Source organism: Kitasatospora sp. NPDC003701 (genome assembly GCF_053587085.1).
In genome coordinates this window covers 14,142-31,377 of the sequence record NZ_JBSFNM010000087.1, presented here as the reverse complement: position 1 = coordinate 31,377, position 17,236 = coordinate 14,142, and the positions used below count along the sequence as shown (strand labels likewise).

The following is a 17,236-nucleotide window of genomic DNA, read 5'->3' as shown; positions in this document are numbered from 1 at the left end:
CCTCCCGGGAAACTCGATGACGAGACTGCTTCTGGTCTTGATGCTGGTATCGGGGCCGCTGCTGTGGTTTCTCGCCTGGCGCGAGATGCGGACACAACGGCAACTGCGACACGAGGGGATCCGTGTCCCGGGCGCGGTGGTGCGCCATGAGCGCGAACAGTCCGACGGCTCGTCCGTGTACTTCCCCGTGGTGGCCTTCACCAGCCGGGACGGCACGGTACGGGAATGCCGGAGCGCGTACTCCGGCCAACAGGGCGTGACCCGGGTGATGAGGGTGCCCAGGACGGTCGGCAGGACCGTCCTGGGCACCCTCATCGTGTTCTCGCAACGGGAGCGGGACCAGAAGTGGTCAGTCGTTGGGGCTGATGTTCCGCCAGACCGGGGCGACGCCCGGTTCGTCGCCCTTGTCGGCCCAGTACTGGGCGAGCCAGCGGTGGTCCTTGTGCGTGACGACGTCCCCCTTCTCGTACGTGTCCTTCGGGTCCCACTTCACCGGAGAGCAGGCGGCCGAGCCGGCAGGCGGCGCCACCGTCTGTGTGCCGTGGCGCCGGTCACCGGTGATGCCGAAGGTCCTTCCCTCGCTGGTGATCGTGACGTTCGCGGGACCGGCGGCGGGTAGGTAGTACTTGACGGGGATGTCCATGCTGCGCCCGGCCGGGATCTCCTGGCATGCCTCCAGGGTGATCGTGACCCGGTGGAAGTCGCCCTTCAGGCCGCCGACGTTGGGCCCGGAGTGGCCGGGCTTCACGTCCTTGTACGGTTCCCAGTTCCCGTCCTTGATGACGGACGGAGCCGAAGTCGACAGGTCGAAGGAGACCTTGGTGCCCCCGGCGATGGCCTTGCCGCCGTGGTTGGTGATGCGCAGCATGGGCTGGAGCGGCCAGAGGTCCTTGTTGTCGGTGGGGTACTTGGCGAAGGTCACGTCCGCGTCCAGGACCTGGCTGGGCAGCTCGGTGTTCCCGGCCCGGGTCGCGCCGTAGGACCCGGCATCGCGTTGGGCGTCGTCGAGTTGCTGGGTCAGGGTGTAGCCGGGCACGCACTGCCCCGACGTGTCGTCCGGGCACTCGTAGTCCCCGGCCAGTTCCCAGATCATCGCGCCGCCGGCGCCCTTGTCCTTGATGTAGTCGGCCTTGGCGGCGGTGTCCTCGGTGTCGTGGGTGGAGAGGAACACCCTCTTGCCCTCGTGCCACAGCCAGGACGCCTTGAGCGTGTCGTTCCAGTGCCGGGTGTAGCCGTCGGTCCCGTTGGCGGTGTCCTTCGGGTCCAGGCCGAACCGGGGCAGGTAGCTGGTCCTGGCGCCCCGCTCCAGGTTCTTGGCGTGCCACATCGGGTTGGATCCGGCGGCCAGCTCGTCGCCCGCGGCGGTCTGGTCGTGCCACAGGTTGTCGATGCCGGAGGCACCGGAGCCGCACTCCGTCGTGCCCCCGTTGGGGCCGGTCCCCTCGGGGCACTGGGACTGGTCCTTCAGCTTGGAGATGCCCCAGAGCCCGTTGCCCTCGCCTCCCTGGACGTCCTTCCAGCCGCGCGTGTAGTACGGCACGCCCAGGTTGATCCGCCCGGCCTGCAGGGCGCCGCGGAGATAGTGGAAGGACCAGTCGGTGTTGAAGAAGCCCTCCTGCTGGTACTCGGGGTTCTTGTCCTTGTCGTAGATCCCGGTGGCGGCCAGCTCGACGTCCTTGCCGTCGTCGTGGAGCGGCGCCTGCGGGCCGACGTAGTTGTTCCACGAGCCGTGGTAGTCGTAGGACATGGTGTTGACGAAGTCCAGGTACTGCAGCGCGCGGAAGTCCTCCTGGCCGCGCAGCAGGTAGCCGGACGCCGAGGCCGCCGCCGTGAGCTGGTAGTAGGCGTTGTCTGCCGCCGACGCCGCGTCGAGCTTCTCCCGCAGGGTCTTCATCAGCGCGGTGTTGCCCGCGTTCAGGCCCTTGCGGCGGGGGTTGGCGATGGGCCAGTCCTCCGGGTTGCCCGCGTCCAGGAGAGAGGTCGGGTACTCGTAGTCGACGTCGACACCGTTGAAACCGTACGTGCGCAGGAACGTGACGACGGAATCGGCGAAGGTGTCGATGGCGGGCTGGTCGACGCTGCCGTCCTCCCGGTTGGTGACGCGGTACAGGCCGCCGGTCTTCACCCGGCTGCCGTCCGGCTTCAGGGTGCCGCCGGTCTCGGCCCAACCTCCCACGGAGATCAGGGTCCTGACCCGGGGGTGCTCCTTCTTGTACTTGTTCAGGAGGTTGAAGTTCCCCTTGTACGGGAGGCCGGCGTCCATCTCGGCGCCGGGCACCTGGGGCCAGGTCATCCCGGTGGCCGGGTTGTCCGGGTCGTTCACGTCACCGACGGAGATGTGATTGTCGCCGTCGACGTGCGCGAAGGCGTAGTTGACGTGGCTCACCTGCCCCCAGGGGATACTGCGCGGCAGGTACATGGGCTGCCCGTTCCGGCCGGTGCGCCAGCCGGTGAAGTACCCGACCACCCGCCGTGGATGGCGTTCGCCCATCACTTCGCGGCCCTGGTCGTCGTAGATCAGGCAGTACGGGGTGCCGACCCCCTTCGTCGCCGTCATCCCGTCCGGGCGGCACGTGGAGTGGTCGACCGCCGCGGCGGCGGAGACGGACCTCGGCGCCTGGCCCTTGAGCTTCGGCTCGGGGTCGGGCGGCGGAGTGGGGCCGTACCGCAGGGACTGTGCGAGCCGGCCGTTCTGGTCGGTCGCGGTGGAGTACGGGGCGAAGGACCAGACCTGGCTGGCAAGCGGGGTGGCGCACTCCGTGGCCACCACGATGTCCCAGCCGTCCCCCAGATCGTTGAACCCGGGCAGGGACAGGCAGACTCCGCCCGGCGTGCCCTCGGCCAGCCTGCTCTCCAGCCGGAAGGCCTCCCCGAAGTACGGGTCCACCTTCCACAGCTGCGCGGAGGAGCTCGTGCAGGGCTTCAGGTCGACGCCGGCCGGCGAGTCACTGCCGGGAGGCGGATCGTCGATCTCGACGCACTCGCCGGCGACGGCGCTGCGCAGCCGCAGGTATTCGCCCTGCCATTCCGTGATCCACTCCGCCCTGGTGGCGGTGGGGACCGTGTCGCGCTGTTCGGCGCGCACCGTGGTGGACGGCAAGCCGCGCGGCTCGCCGGTCAGCATCTGGCCCGTGTAGAGGTTCTGCAGGCCCTCCGATCCCGCGTAGGCGACCGGTAGATCCCCCGTATCGAAATCGGGTTCGCTCAGGTCCTGGTGGGTCTGCGGAAAGGTCCAGTGCTGTCCCTCGTCATCCCCACACGGCCGAACCCCCACGAAGTCGGTCTCGCTGCTCCCCCGTTCCACGCATCGCCCGTTGCGCAGAATACGGATCTGGTACTGGTCATTGCCGAGCGAGACAAGGTCGAACCGTTGGTCAGGGGAGTCGGAGCAGTCGTGCAGGGACAGGGATTGCGGGTCGAGGTCGCTGACCGTGGCACACTCGCCGCCGGGCTCGCGGATCCGGAAGCCGGCTTTGTCGTCGAACTCGATGTCGAACCGCTGGGAGGTGTCCTCGGGATCACGCCTCTGCGTGGCGAGCCATTCGCCGCCCCACGGTGCCTCCTCGGGGGCCAGCACCGTGCCGTTCTCCACGCTCTCGATGTAGCGGGGGCTGTTGAACAACGGGCGGGGCTCGGCTGCCGCGCGCAGGGCGCCGACGGCGAAGGCGAAGTGGTCGGCGCTGGCCCCGGGCTGCCGCGTCACCGAATGGTCGGGGATGTAGACAGAGCCCACGGCGAAGTCGAACTCCCCGTGGCCGATGTGCGTGGGCAGACCCGTGTTGTAGATGTGCGAGCCGCCCGGGACGGCGAGGTTGCTCGGATCCCTGTTGAAGTCGCCCAGCACAGTCCACTCTTCGTTGCCCGGCCGCTGGCTCACGAAGGCGTCGACGCGGGCCAGCATGGCCTGCGCGTCACGGCCGCCGGTGTTTCCGCTGCCGCTCAGGGCGTGGTAGCTGAAGTACCAGTCGTTGCCGAAGCGGACCCCGACGACCGCGCGCCCCTCGTGGTGGGGGTTGGGGATCGCCGTGACTTCGTCGGCCTCCCGCTGGGTGACCAGCGCGACGTTGTTGCGGCCGCCCACGTAGCCGCCGCCGTTCCGGTCGGTCTGCAGGAAGTAGACCTCGTAGCTCTCGTGACCGAACCTCCAGCGGTGGTGCTGGATGTAGTTGGCCCGCCCGATCGCCGGCAGCCCCGCGAAGTTGGCGCTGTCGTCGACGAAGACTCCGGGCGGGACCGCTCCCGCCTCCTGCACCGCCACGATCTCAGCGGCTCTGAGGTAACGGCCGATATTGCTGGTCCACTTGGTCCCGCCGTCGGCGCCCAACATGTTGTACCCGACCAGCGGCGTGCTCCGCAGCGGCGCGGCCCGGGCGGGGCCGGCCGGGAGCACCACGACCACCGCCGAGGTCACGAGTGTGGCCAGCGCGATGAACACGGCGGTGACGGCGCGCCGGCGCGGCCCGGTCCCGACAGCCGGCAGCCAGGGGCTCCACGGCAGGACGCCACCCCGCCCCAGGATTCTCCTCGGTCTCCTCATGCCTCTCCCCTGGATCGAACGGATCGGATGGTCCGGCCGGGCGGGCGGGCGCACCCGGGCGCAGTGCTCACCCGGCACACACCGGCCTCGGGGCGCCGCACGACCACCCGGACACGGCCGGGACACACGCCCCAGCACTGATGCACATTGCCCCACCTTGACCCGGAGCCGGTTCAAGGTTCCGTGTTCTGTGCGGTGCGCCGGCAGGGCCCCCTTCGGCCAAGTCCGCGTGCACTCTGCTCGTCGGGGTCCGGTCCCGGGTGCGCGTAGGCCTGGTCGGCGGACCTTTCATGCCGTCAGGAACGCACGCAAGCCCGGTGGATGGCTTGCGCCGCGCTCTGACGGCACACGAAGAATCGTTCCCCTTTGGGCCACCCGCGCGAATATCCACCCTGCCGGCGCAAGGTTCCGCGCGGTCGGTCGCGTTGATCAATTGACAGCTTGAATGAAGTGCAAGGCGAGCACACCCGGCGCCGGGTCAGTTCACCCGACCGGAGTACGGGCAGCGATGCGAGCGCGGAAGGCGCGAGGGCCACCACCCGGCGACGGGCTCTCCTGCGGCCCAGTTCGCAGCGGCCTGTGGGCCTGCGGGCCCACAGGTTCTGCGCTGAGCAGAGCCGTCCTGGTGGCTTCCCCCATGCAACCGGGACGGCTTTCGCGCGTCCGGGCTCAGCCGGTGCCGTCGGTGCTCTCGGCCTCGTCCGCTTCGGCGAGGATGCGGTAGACCGTGGCAAGCGAGGGACGCTGCCCCTTGTTCTTACCCGAGGTGATGACCAGCTTCTGCGCGATCTGCGGGACGGGCACGCCGCCTGCCCGCAGGCTGCGGGCGTAGTCGGCCATGGTGTCGTGGTGGGCGTGCCGACCGGCCGAGCGGTCATGGTCATCGATACGCTCACCGCCACGACGCTTTCTGACGGGAAGCAGACTCCCTTGATGGTCGCCACCGCCCCGGGGACACGGTCAGCAGCAACCAGAGGCCCGTCCCTTCGGCGATTCCGCCGCCGGCTGCGGGGGGAATACGTCTCGTAAGCCCCGTTCCGTCTCGTCGTACAAGTCGTACAAGCAGAGGAAGCAACGACTCAGGAGGGCATCGTATGTACAGGAAAGCCCTGTCCCTCGCTCTGGCGGGGACCGCCGTCGCCACCACGGTCGCCGTTGTCGTGACTCCCGCGGCTCAGGGGGCGACCGCGATCACGGCGGCGGCCACGGCGCGATCCCTGACCTGGGGCCCGTGCCCGAAGGAGGCCGAGTCCCCCCTCCTCGAGTGCACGACGCTCGACGTTCCGCTGGACTACCGCGCCCCCGGCGGCCGCAGGATCGAGATCGCCGTCTCCCGGATGGCGAGCAAGGACCCCGCCAAGCGCCGCGGTGTGCTCTTCACCAACCCGGGCGGCCCCGGCGCCGCAGGGCTCGGCTACCCCGCGGCCCTCGCCGCTGCGGGGCTGCCCAAGGACGTCCTCGACGCCTACGACCTGATCGGCTTCGACCCGCGGGGCGTGGGCCGCAGCACCCCGGTCACCTGTGATCTGACCCCGTGGCAGCAGCAGCGCGGCGGCTTCCCGCCGTACGCGCACACCGCCGCCGACGTCGCCCGGGAGGCGGAGAACGCGCGGGCCGTCGCCCGGCAGTGCGCCGACTCGGCGACCGGGTGGATGCTGCCGCACACCACCACCGCGAACACCGCGCGCGACATGGACCGGATCCGCGCGGCGCTGGGCGAGCCGAAGGCCTCCTACTTCGGCACCTCCTACGGCAGCTACCTCGGCGCGGCGTACGCCGCGATGTTCCCCGAGCGCGGCGACCGGATCCTGCTCGACAGCAACCTCGGTCCCGGCGGCTACGACCTTCAGGCCTTCCGCCGCCTCGGCCGTGGAATGGAGGACCGGTTCCCGGACTTCGCCGAGTTCGCGGCCGCACACCCCCAGTACGGCCTGGGCGCCACGGTGGAGCAGGTGACCGCCAAGTTCCACGAACTCGCCGACCGTCTCGATGCCCGACCGGTCGGCGGCATGGACGGGACGCTGTTCCGCGGGATGACCTTCGACCGCCTCTACTTCGAGGTACTGATGCCCGTACTGGCCGAAGCCTGGCAGGCGCTCGACCACGGCCGGCCGGTGCCACCGCCGCCGGCCTCGGAGAACCTGCTGGCCGCCCGCCTCCACGTGATCTGCGGCGACTCGCGCTGGCCCACGAAGGTCGAGGTGTACCAGCGCAACGCCGCGATCGACCGGGTGCGGTACCCGCTGGTGGGCGGGTCCACCGGATCGATCGGACCGTGCGCGTTCTGGCCCCACGAGCGGCCCGAGCCGCCCGTGCACATCGACGACCGGGGCCCGTCGAACATCCTGATGGTGCAGAACGAACGCGACCCGGGGACACCCCTGGTCGGCGCCGAGGAGCTACGGCACGCCCTCGGCCGGCGGGCCGGGCTGGTGACCGCCGACCAGGGCGGGCACGGCGTCTACCCGTTCGGCCGCAACACCTGCGCCAACGACGCGGCGACCGTGTTCCTGACCACCGGACAGCGCCCGGCGACCGACCTCGCCTGCGGGGCCGAACCGACCGGGTAATGGGGGCGCAGTTATGACCACCTCCCCATCCTGGAGGCCCTGCGCGGGGCTGGACGCGCCGCCATCCCCGCCCGGACGAGGCGGGAACAGCTGTCGCGGGGCGCAGCCCGTTCTCCTGGTGGTGGACGACGGGCAGTGGATCGACGGGGCCAGTGCGGCCGTCCTGGGCGAACTCGCACCGGCTCCCCGCCGAGGTGGGGAGTGGTGTGCGCGGCCAGGCCGGCCGAGGAGAGCCTCCTCGGCCACGACGGGCTCGCCGTCCACGCCCTGGCGCCGCTCGGTGCGGCCGTATCCGAGGAAGCGATCGGGCGGATGTCACAGCATGTTCGTGAGCAGGGTGTAGCCGTCGATCCGGGCGGTGGTGCCTCCCCGCTTGGTGAGGGTGAGCGTGTGGCGGCCCGGGGGCAGGCCGGTGACTTCGGCGATCGTGGCGCGGGGTGTGCGGGTGCTGGCCCGGGTGTCGACGGTGCCCTTCGGGGTGCCGTCGACGGACAGGGCCAGGGGGCCCTGGTCGGGGGCCTTCTCCGCGATGACGCTCAGGCCGGTCCCGGTGAAGGTGAAGGTGACGGCGGCCCCGTCGGCGGCGGTGGTGTGGGCGTCGTCGAGCAGGTTGCCGGTGCGTCCGGTCGCCGTGGTCCACGCGCCGGTGTAGGTGATGGCGACGGGGGCGAGGAGGTCACCGGTCTGGCTGTCGTTGCCGGTGAGCGGTTCGGGGGTGCGGATGCCCCGGTAGGCGGGTTCGAGGCCGGCGGCGGCCACGACGGCACGGGCGGCGGCGGGCCAGTTGCCGTCGGTGGTGGTAGTGGTGCCGGTGATGGTGTTGCGGGTGCCGTTGTTCCTGGCGCGGGTGACGTCGGTGTGGTTGTCGTGGACGGAGTTGTCACTGATCGACGCCTGCCAGAGGTTGACCCAGGTGCCGGTCACCGCGGTGACGACGTTGTGGTGGGTGTCCCAGTAGGTGGAGTCCTCGTCGTGGTAGATGCCGTGGCCGCCGACCAGGCTGACGACGTTGCCAGCGAGGACGGAACGGGTGGGCCCGAAGCCCTGGCCGCCGAGGGTGTAGATGCCGGCGCCGTCGTGGAGGACGCGCATGGCGTCGTGGACGTAGTTGTCGAGGATCCGGTTGTTCCCGGCGTAGGAGGTCCCGTGGCGCGGCCGGGCGGCGCCGTAGCTCTCGCGGTCGGCCCAGCACCAGCCCCAGCCCAGGGAGATGCCGGTGTAGGGGGTGTGGGCGATCTCGTTGTGGGCGACGGTGGTGTCGGTGGCGTAGCCGACGAGGATGCCGACGGCGTCCTCGTAGTCCTGGCCGACCCGGGTGACGGCGTTGTCGGCGACGGTGTTCCCGTCCGTGTGCTGGACCGGGTCGGTCTGCCAGAAGTCGTCGAACTCGCCGAGGCTGATGCCGCTGCCGGCCGTGTCGTCGATGCGGTTGCCGGTGACGGTGCTGTGGCGGGTCGCGGCGGCCAGTTCGATCCCGGCGCCGCCCACATGGCGGACCGAGCCGCCGGTGATGCCGATCCGGTCCCCGCGGGCGACGCGCACCGCACCGGGCGTGTGGACGGTGCGGGCCGGGGAACCGGCCCACAGGACGCCGGCCTGGTTGTCGCGGTAGCCGTCCGGTCCGGAGGGCTGCAGCCAGGTCGCGTACGCGAAGGTGATTCCGTGCAGGGTGATGTCGTGCACCGGGGCGACCGCGCCGGGGGTGACCGCGAAGGCGTCGACGGTCAGGTAACTTCCGCTTCTCTTGACGAGTTTGACGGTGTGCCGGCCCGATGGGAGTCCGGCCTTCGAGTAGATCGTCTGGCGGGCGAGGCGCTCGGCGGTGCCGGAGGGAAGGGTGACGCTGTGATCGAGCGCCACGGTGCGTTCGAACGCGCCGTCGACATAGGCGTCGACGTCGCCGGAGTCCTCGTACCGCTCGCCGAGTACGGCAATTCCCGTGCCGTCGAAGGCGAAGGTGACGGACGATCCGTTCGCCGTGCTGTAGTGGACGTCGTCGTCGAAGTCGCCGAACGGGCGCCCGGTGGCCAGGGTCCAGTCGCCGGCGTAGCCGGCGCGGGCGTCGGTGCTGTTGACCGGAGTGAGGTGGCCGGGGGTGCCGGCCACGTCCACGAGCGTTTCCAGTAGGGGCAGTTCGACGTCCGCGCTCGCCAGGTCCTCGCCCGGGCGCGGGATGTAGTACAGCTGTCCGGCCGGCCGGTCCAGGTGGAACTGGCCGGGCCGGGACAGGTTCTCGAAGGCGTTCTCGATCCAGGCGATGCCTGACGCGGGGTCGTCGGCCCGGTCGGAGCCGCCGAAGCCCCGGTAGCCGCTGCCGTTGTCCGGGTAGGCCAGGCTTTCGTGGGGCGGCCGGCCCGCGTCGCCCCAGCAGGGTTGGGCCATGACGAACTCGCTGCCGCCCGCCGCGCGGGGTTCGATCCGGGCGACCGGGCAGCGCAGGTGCTTCCAGGCGTTGCGGCCGACGACCTCCACATCGGTCGGGTTGCGCCAGGAGGTGTAGCGCGGGTCCGCCGTGGTGAAGCCGGTGGCGGTCCTGGTGAAGCCTCCGGGGTCGGCCTCGGAGCGGCTTCGTTCGGCGCGCACTCCGTTGACGTACAGCTGCCGGGAACCGGTGCCGGCTGGTACGGCGGCGCGGAAGAGGTTCCTCCCGGCGTCGGCGAGCGTCCAGCCGGTGACCCTCCGGGCGCCGCTGAGGACAGGTTCTTCGCCCGGGTACGCCTGCCAGTGGACGGTGTGTCCGCCGGTGCCGGAGTCCTGCGGGGCGAGCCGGAAGGTCTCGCCGAGCCGGTAGGTGCCGCCCCTGAGCAGGACCCGGATGTCGGTGGCCATGTGCGGCGCGAGTGAGCGCACACGGTCGCGGGCACCGGTCAGGGAGCAGGGGGCAACGGCACTGCAGGCGGATCCGGAACCGGTCGGGGACGCGTAGTAGTCCACCGTGCCCGGCGCCGCCGCGAGAGCCCTCGTCGGGTGCGAAGCCCCTGTCACCGCAACGAGGATGGCGGCCACGGCCACGGCGAGGGCCCGTCCGGCGCGACCTGCGGCACCGCGAAGCCTCGGGGCCGCACGCTCTGCGGTGGAGGTGTGCCGACGCCTGGCGGAGCGGAGCGGATTCGACGCGGACACAGCGACCTCCGAAACGGATGCGCGGACATCGGACGAGAGCGGCGGGCATGTGATGCGACGGCCTTCGGGACGCCGGCGGCGGACGTCCCCGAGGGTGGATTCCCCCGCGGTGGCGTCCGGACCAGCGCGTCACTACGACCCGCCTGCCGGACACCTTGGTCCGACGGGCATCCTGGGCCCGATCCCGTACCCGGTCAAGCCGTTCGATCAAAACTCCCCGCACTGGATCCAGAATCGATCATTCGATCATCCGGATCGCGCCTGCCGCACCGCATGCCGAGCACGACGCCCTTCGCCTGCACTCCGACCCCGGCGTCGCACTCCCGAGAGAGTGACCCACCCCCACTCCCGCAGCGGAACAGTCCTCCGGAGGCAAAGCCATGACGAACATCTTGCGCAAGATTGCACGGCAATCGTGAAAGGACTACGCAAAGATGCCGATCACCCACTCGCAGCGACCGCCCGCCCAGCCCTGCCGTCGGGAGCGAAGACGCAGGTCGGAGGGGGTTCAACCGGAACGTCGAAGGCGATCGCGAGCGGCCGTGATGAACTCCCGTCGAGCGGCCGATGAAGACTCCCTCCGAGACCGTCGCACAGTTGTACAGACAAGCTAGCTTCCCTGCCCATGAGACTCCTCCGACGAACAGCAGGCGTCTGCCTGACGCTGTTCCTCCTCGTCCTGGGCTGTTCGCAGCCCGCCGCGGCGCACATCTCGCCGCGCAACGCCGAACTCGTCCTCGCCACCCAGGACGGCCGCACCAGCGGTCATCTGACGGTCCATCGCACTCTGGTCACGCCCGAGCAGGCCGGAACCTGGGCGACCGGGCTGCTGAACCCCGGCTGCCCGGGCACCGGCTCCGGTGCCGCGGGTGACGCCGGCGGCGTCGCCGAGGGCGTCGTCGTCGAGCTCGCCTGGAGCTGCCGGGTCGAGCGGCTGGACCTCGCCGCCCTGCTCCGGCAGGGCGAACTCACCCGGGTCGTCGTCGAGCTCGACGGCGTCGTCACCGAGGCCACCGCGCAGAACCCGGTGGTGACCGCCCCCGGTTCCCGCGTCCGTCCCGGCCTCTCCTGGACCGCGATCGCCCTCACGGTCGTGGCCCTCGTCCTGACCCCGGTCCTGCTGTTCGCCCTGCGCCGCCGCCTCCGCGGCCGCGGCCGGGCGGTCACGGTGGCCGTCGTGGCGCTGTCCTGCCTGGCTCCGCAACTGGCCGCCGCGACCGGCACGACCGCAGCAGCAGCAGCCACCACAACCGTCACCGTCACCGGCACCGGCACGGTGTTCGCCGACCGGAACGGCAACGGCCGCCGGGACGCCGGCGAGGCCCCGATGCCCGGGGTCGACGTCACCGACGGCGCGCTGTGGACCACCACCGGCGCCGACGGCACCTACACCCTGGCGGTCGACCCGGCCCGCCGGGAGACCGATCTCGTCAGCGTGGTCTCCCCGAACGGGTACACCCCCGTGCTGCGCGAGGACTTCGTCCCGAGGTTCTTCGAGCAGGTGCCCCAGGGCCAGGGTCCGCACACCGGTCTGGACTTCGCCCTCGTCCCGGACCGCCACGCGGCCGACCCCACCGAGAAGTGGCTGCTGGTCTCCGACCCGGAGGCCAGCAACACCGCCGACGACAAGGCCGCGAGGACGCTGCCGCAGTGGACCGGCCAGGTGGATTCGATGTCCCGGGTCGACGGCGCCACCATGGCGATCTCGACCGGCGACCTCACCGTGACCGACTACGCCGCCGACCCACGTCGACAGGGCGGGTACGACATCCTGCGCCGGGGCCTGACCGACGGCAGGCTCGGGATGCCCTTCTACCCGGTGATGGGCAACCACGACTTCGGCGCCCCGGCCGGCTCCACCGGCTACCCGGGCAGCCTGGAGTACTGGCGCCGCAACCTCGGCCCGGAGTGGTACAGCTTCGACCGCGACGGCCGCCACATCGTCGTCCTGGAGGACAACTACGACTCGGCCGGCCTGAAGCCGCAGCTGGAGTGGCTGCGCGAGGACCTGCGGCGGCACGCGGTCGGCAAGCAGGTGCTGGTGTTCGCCCACCGCTCGCTCTTCACCCGCTGGGGCCCGGGCGCCGGGATGCAGCCGACCGTCGACGAACTCGCCCGCTACGACGTCCGGATGTTCGCCGCCGGGCACGACCAGCAGGCGGAGTTCCGCCGGGGCGCGTTCGCCCGCTCCGTGGAGGTCAACAACCAGGGCACCTACGGCATCGACGGCTCGCACCCGGACTTCAAGGTCCTCGACTTCGGCGGCATCACCGACCGGCCGAAGACCCCGGCCAACGAGGACACCGGCTATGTGACCGGCATCCACCGCCAGTTCGACGTCAAGGACGTGGTCACGCTGGTCACCCCGGCCCAGGGCGGCGTCTACGGCGACGGCGGCCCCGTCCCGGTCGAGCTCTACACCGAGGACGCCGGCCGCACCCCCGACACCGCCCTGCTGACCGTACGGAACGCCCGGGGCGAGGAGGTGCGCCGACGCGAACGGATCGGCTTCGGCGGCTCCCCCGGCCGCACCGGCACCCAGAACTGCTACCGGGCCCCGGACGGCAGGACCGAGCCGTGCCCGAAGGCCCGGGTCTCCTGGACCTTCGGCGTCGACCAGGTCGGCAAGCTGCCGCCCGGCGACTACACCGCCGAGCTGACCGTGACGGACACCCTCGGCCGGTCCTGGCCCGCCGTGCGCAACAGCTTCGCCGTCGTCCCGGAGCAGCAGCTCGCCGACCCCGTCCGCGGCCGGGACTGGCTGCGGCAGGGCGGCGACGAGACCGGCCGCTCCGCGAGCACCGACGACCCGGGCACGGCCCTCGACGAGCGCTGGACGGCCAACACCGGCGAGCAGTTCAACCTCAACGGCGCCGTCATCACCGGTGACACCGCGATCGTCACCTCCCGGGCGTTCGACTCCCCGCACCACCTGGTGCTGGCCTACCGGCTCTCCACCGGCCGCGAACTCTGGCGGACGTACGTGGACGGCGACGTCGAGTCGGCCCCGACCCTGAACGACGGCAAGGTCTACCTGACCACTGCCGTCGGCCGGATCTACGCCCTGAACGCCACCAACGGCACCATCGCCTGGCAGGCCGTCGAGATGGAGGAGCAGCACGGGGCGACCGTCCGCCGCTACGGCCGGGCCGGCGGTCCGGTGAGCGTCTTCCCGCTGACCGGCGGCGCCCGCACCGGCGCCGTCTACCAGGACTGGAACCGGATCCAGTGCCGCGACGCCCGGACCGGCGAGATCCTCGGCGGCTTCACCGGCGCCACCAACTGGGGCCAGTTCCACAGCACCGCCGTACGCGTGCCCGGGACGGACACCGCGTACCTGCAGACCGACTCGGGCGTGACGGTGGTGGCCGTCGACCTGGCCGGCTGCCGCCAGCTGTGGGTCAAGGACACCGCCGGCGGGATCGACACCCACTCCTCCCCCGCCCTGACCGCGCCCGCCACCGGCTCCCCGCAGCTGGTGACGGTCACGGCCGACGGGGTGCGCGGCCACGACCCCGCGACCGGGGCGGTGCTCTGGCAGGCCAAGCTCGGTGAGGGCGTGTGCGAGCCCGGGAAGGCCCCGCTGACGAGTGCCGCAATCCACGGCACCGTCGCCTACGTCGCCGGCCGGGACGGCATCGTCCGGGCCTACGACACCGCGGCGGCGGACCCGTCCAGGCCGCTCTGGGAGACCCCGGTCGGCTACCTGCCCGGCCGCAGCCCGCTGGACGACAAGGTCCGCGTCGCCATGGGCTGCACGGCCGGGGCGGGCTCGCCCGCCGGGCACGCGCTGGTCACCGGGAGCTCGGTGTACGTGGGCACCCGGGACGGCCGGCTGATCGTCCTGGACCGGGTCACCGGGAAGCCCGCCGCCGAGTACCGCCTCGGGGCGAGTCTGACCTCGGCATTCGCCGTCAGCGGTGACTGGCTCCTCGCCCTCACCGACAACGGCACCGTCCACGCACTGGCCGCGCGCCGGGAACGGACCCCCGGGCGCCGCTGACCGTCCCCCTGCGGGCCCGCCCCTCCCCGACCCGGGCGGGCCCGCACACGCGGAGGCCCCGGGCGCCGCACTCCTGGCGCCCGGGGCCGTCCGGCCTTTCCCGGGAGAGTCGTTCGGCCGCTATCCGCGGCCTTCGGGACAAGCCGCCGTCGAACCGCGGATCCGCAGCTCCGGATCGATCAGCACCTCTCCCCCGGGCACCGCCCGGCCGGTGATCATCAGATGCAGCGCCTGCGCGGCGTGCCGGCCCAGTGTCTCCGTCGGCTGCCGCACAGTGGTCAACGGCGGCGCGGTGAGGTCCAGGAACGGCGAGTCGTCGTACCCGACGACCGACAGGTCGCGCGGCACGGACAGGCCGAGCCGGGAGGCGGCGGACGCCGCTCCGAGGGCCATCCGGTCGCTCGCCGCGACGATCGCGGTCGCCCCGCCCGCGATCAGTTCGGCTCCCCCGCGGCGCCCGCCGTCCACCGTGAACAACTGCCGCGCCACCAGCGGATGCCCGTCGTCCAGGCCATGCTTGCGCAGCGCGGCACGGAACCCGTCCGCTCTGCGGTCCGCCAGGAGATTGCTCGGCGGGCCGGCGAGCAGGGCGATCCGCCGGTGGCCCAGGGCGTGCAGGTGGTCCACCGCCAGCTCGGCCGCCCGCCGGTCGTCCGTCGAGTACGTGGGCGCGGCGGCGCCCCCCGCCCCGCCGTTGACGTTGACGAAGGGCACCCGGCGCTCGGTGAGCACTCGCTGCGCCGTGTGGTCCGCCCCGGCCATCGTGTTGCTCGCCGAGAGGAACACTGCGCCCGCGATGCCGGCGCCCACCGTGGACTCGACGAAGATCCTCTCCCTGGCGCTGCCGGGCACCGCCAGGGAGAGCACGAGGTGGAGGCCGAACGGCGACAGCTCGGCCTCGATCCGCTCGGCCAACCGGGCGAACACATCATTGGCCGGCTCCGGCACGACGACCAGCACCAGCTCGCCCTCGGTCCGGCGGGAGACGTTGAGCGCGGCCATCGCCCGCTCGACCGCTTCCCTGGTCCGGGTGGAGACGCCGGACTTCCGGTTCATCACCCGGCTGACCGTCGCCTCGCTGACCCGCGCCAACCGCGCCACCTCGGACTGCCCGGTCCGCTCCGCCGGTCGCTCCGCCATCTCCGACACCCCCTGGTCTCCGGAGGGCGGTGCCGTCACCCCGGACGGCACCGCCCCTGTTCGTACCTGTTCAGGACCTCCGGACCCGCGCGATCCCGCAGCGGGGCACCGGCAGCCGGAACAGCCCGCCCGGCCGGATACCCGCACCGTCCCGCTCCTTCGTGCCGTCCGCCTCGAACACCTCGATGTCCAGCGCCCCGATGCCGCTCGAGGTCCAGCCGAAGTCCAGCACCAGGTGGTCCTGCGCGGTGCCGTTCAGCAGCAGCAGCTCGGTGTCGTCCGGCCCGACGGGCACGGACCCCGCGCCATAGACGCCGACGACCCGCACGCCCTCGTCGCTGCGGGCCGAGATCCACGGGTAGTTCTCGACCGGCAGGCCCGCCCGCAGCTCGCCCCGCAGGGCCACGCTCTTCACGCTCGCCCACTGGGCGAGCACGAACTCCAGTGCCCTGCGGTGCGGTTCGGGCAGGGTCGCGAGCCGCACCGAGATCTGCGGCACGCTGAAGAAGGCGTTCAGCAGTTGGCGCGAGGCGACGTGGGGCTCGCCGGACGGGTCCCACATCATCATGTCGGAATGCACCACCCGGCCCGCCGCCAGCAGGCGGGCGTCGACGATCGAGGCCCGGTTGGAGATCGCGTCGGCCGGGCAGTCGTTGGCCCGCAGGACGTTGCCGTAGGGGGCGATCGACGGGCTGACGTAGGGCTGGCGGAACTCGATCAGGGCGTCCGGCCGGCCCAGGTCGGCGAGGGCCGTGACCAGGTCGCCCATCCAGGCCTGCATGGCCACGCCCACGTCGGCGATGTCGCCGGTGGACGGCGCCGCCTTGTAGACCATCGCCTCGTCCAGGAAGTCGATCTTCAGCCCGTCCACACCGTAGTCCCGCACCAGCCGGACACACGCCTCCACCAGGAACCGACGCGCCTCCGGCAGCCGGGGGTCGACGATGTTGGCGGCCAGGACACCCTTGAACTCGGGTGCGAGATGGGCGAGTTCCTCGAAGCAGTCGGCCTTGGGCCCGAGCAGCAGCGGGGCCACCCAGAGCACCACCTTCAGGCCGAGCGCGTGCAGCCGCTCCACATGCGCCCGGAAGCCCGGGAACTTGTCCTCGTCCGGCACCCAGTCGCCGCAGCCCGCGTAGCCGCGGCCGTGACCGTAGCGCTGCCAACCGTCGTCGACGAACAGCGACTTGAGGCCGAGCGCGGCCGCGTGCGCACCCTCCTCCTCCAGGCCCGCCGCGTCCACGTCCTGCCCGAAGGAGTACCAGGTGGAGTAGACCGGCTCGGTGGCGAACCGCGGGGCGGGCATCGACGGGACCTCGACCAGGGCACCGAACCAGGTGTGGACCGCGTCGATCGCCCCGGTGTAGTCGCCGCCGGGCGCGGCGAGCGCGAGGCGCACCCGCTGCCCGGCGGTGGCCCGGAGCAGGGTGAGGTGGACGACGAAGGCCTTCTCCTCCTCGGAGACGCCGAACCGCATCTTCACCTCCTCCACCAGCTCGCCGAGGCCGAAGGCCAGCAGGCTGGTCCCGGCGTTGTCGTAGAGGCAGCCGACCGGCGCCGAGTTGACCAGGCTGGTGACGTCCTTGCACATCCAGTCCGGCAGGACGGTGCGGTGGTAGCGGGAGTTGGCGTTCCAGAAGCCCACCGCGTCGGCGAGCGGCACCTGGAGGGTGACGAGCAGCGGACCGTCCGCTCCCGCCTCGAACTCCACGACCCGGACCGGGCCCTCGTCCCGGATCCCGACCACGGCCGCCGATTCGGTGACGGCCAGTCGGATTCCGTACGGGCGCTCGGACCACACGGTCACCTGGTCGGCAACGGATTCCTGAAGCATGGTGGCCTCTCTGCTTTCGTTTCGGGAGG

Annotated in this window: 7 protein-coding genes; 2 read left to right on the top strand and 5 right to left on the bottom strand. The window is 71.7% G+C overall.

Features of this window, described 5'->3' with window-relative positions; translation table 11 throughout:
* Positions 1-349: 349 nt before the first annotated feature.
* Entirely contained in the window at positions 350-4,537 is a 4,188-nt protein-coding gene (locus ACWDRR_RS41035; RefSeq protein WP_449777416.1) for a glycosyl hydrolase family 18 protein, read from the bottom strand.
* A 669-nt stretch (positions 4,538-5,206) separates the two neighbouring features.
* The gene (locus ACWDRR_RS41030) at positions 5,207-5,377 is read right to left on the bottom strand and encodes a hypothetical protein (RefSeq protein WP_449777415.1); all 171 of its coding nucleotides are present in this window, start codon (positions 5,375-5,377) and stop codon (positions 5,207-5,209) included.
* 254 nt (positions 5,378-5,631) lie between these two features.
* On the opposite strand from ACWDRR_RS41030, the gene ACWDRR_RS41025 reads away from it, so the two are divergent.
* Positions 5,632-7,107 (top strand): alpha/beta hydrolase, encoded by a 1,476-nt coding sequence (locus tag ACWDRR_RS41025; protein ID WP_449777414.1) that lies wholly within the window; start codon positions 5,632-5,634, stop codon positions 7,105-7,107.
* Positions 7,108-7,422: 315 nt separating this feature from the next.
* Here the strand turns inward: ACWDRR_RS41025 and ACWDRR_RS41020 are convergent, their stop codons facing one another.
* Positions 7,423-9,936 (bottom strand): hypothetical protein, encoded by a 2,514-nt coding sequence (locus ACWDRR_RS41020; protein WP_449777413.1) that lies wholly within the window; start codon positions 9,934-9,936, stop codon positions 7,423-7,425.
* A gap of 919 nt (positions 9,937-10,855) precedes the next feature.
* On the opposite strand from ACWDRR_RS41020, the gene ACWDRR_RS41015 reads away from it, so the two are divergent.
* Entirely contained in the window at positions 10,856-14,233 is a 3,378-nt protein-coding gene (locus ACWDRR_RS41015) for an outer membrane protein assembly factor BamB family protein (RefSeq protein ID WP_449777412.1), read from the top strand.
* 120 nt (positions 14,234-14,353) lie between these two features.
* On the opposite strand, the gene ACWDRR_RS41010 is transcribed toward ACWDRR_RS41015, so the two are convergent.
* Together ACWDRR_RS41010 and ACWDRR_RS41005 are read right to left on the bottom strand one after the other, a co-directional pair.
* On the bottom strand, positions 14,354-15,373 hold the full coding sequence (locus tag ACWDRR_RS41010) for a LacI family DNA-binding transcriptional regulator (protein WP_449777411.1): 1,020 nt from the start codon (positions 15,371-15,373) through the stop codon (positions 14,354-14,356).
* Between the two features lie 70 nt (positions 15,374-15,443).
* A complete protein-coding gene (locus ACWDRR_RS41005) occupies positions 15,444-17,207 on the bottom strand; it encodes a glycoside hydrolase family 36 protein (protein WP_449777410.1) in 1,764 nt (587 codons plus the stop codon).
* Positions 17,208-17,236 lie beyond the last annotated feature (29 nt).

Coding starts and splice junctions, on each gene's coding strand:
- ACWDRR_RS41035 (WP_449777416.1), bottom strand. CDS start 4,537: ATGAGGAGACCGAGGAGAATCCTGGGGCGGGGTGGCGTCCTGCCGTGG.
- ACWDRR_RS41030 (WP_449777415.1), bottom strand. CDS start 5,377: ATGGCCGACTACGCCCGCAGCCTGCGGGCAGGCGGCGTGCCCGTCCCG.
- ACWDRR_RS41025 (WP_449777414.1), top strand. CDS start 5,632: ATGTACAGGAAAGCCCTGTCCCTCGCTCTGGCGGGGACCGCCGTCGCC.
- ACWDRR_RS41020 (WP_449777413.1), bottom strand. CDS start 9,936: ATGGCCACCGACATCCGGGTCCTGCTCAGGGGCGGCACCTACCGGCTC.
- ACWDRR_RS41015 (WP_449777412.1), top strand. CDS start 10,856: ATGAGACTCCTCCGACGAACAGCAGGCGTCTGCCTGACGCTGTTCCTC.
- ACWDRR_RS41010 (WP_449777411.1), bottom strand. CDS start 15,373: ATGGCGGAGCGACCGGCGGAGCGGACCGGGCAGTCCGAGGTGGCGCGG.
- ACWDRR_RS41005 (WP_449777410.1), bottom strand. CDS start 17,207: ATGCTTCAGGAATCCGTTGCCGACCAGGTGACCGTGTGGTCCGAGCGC.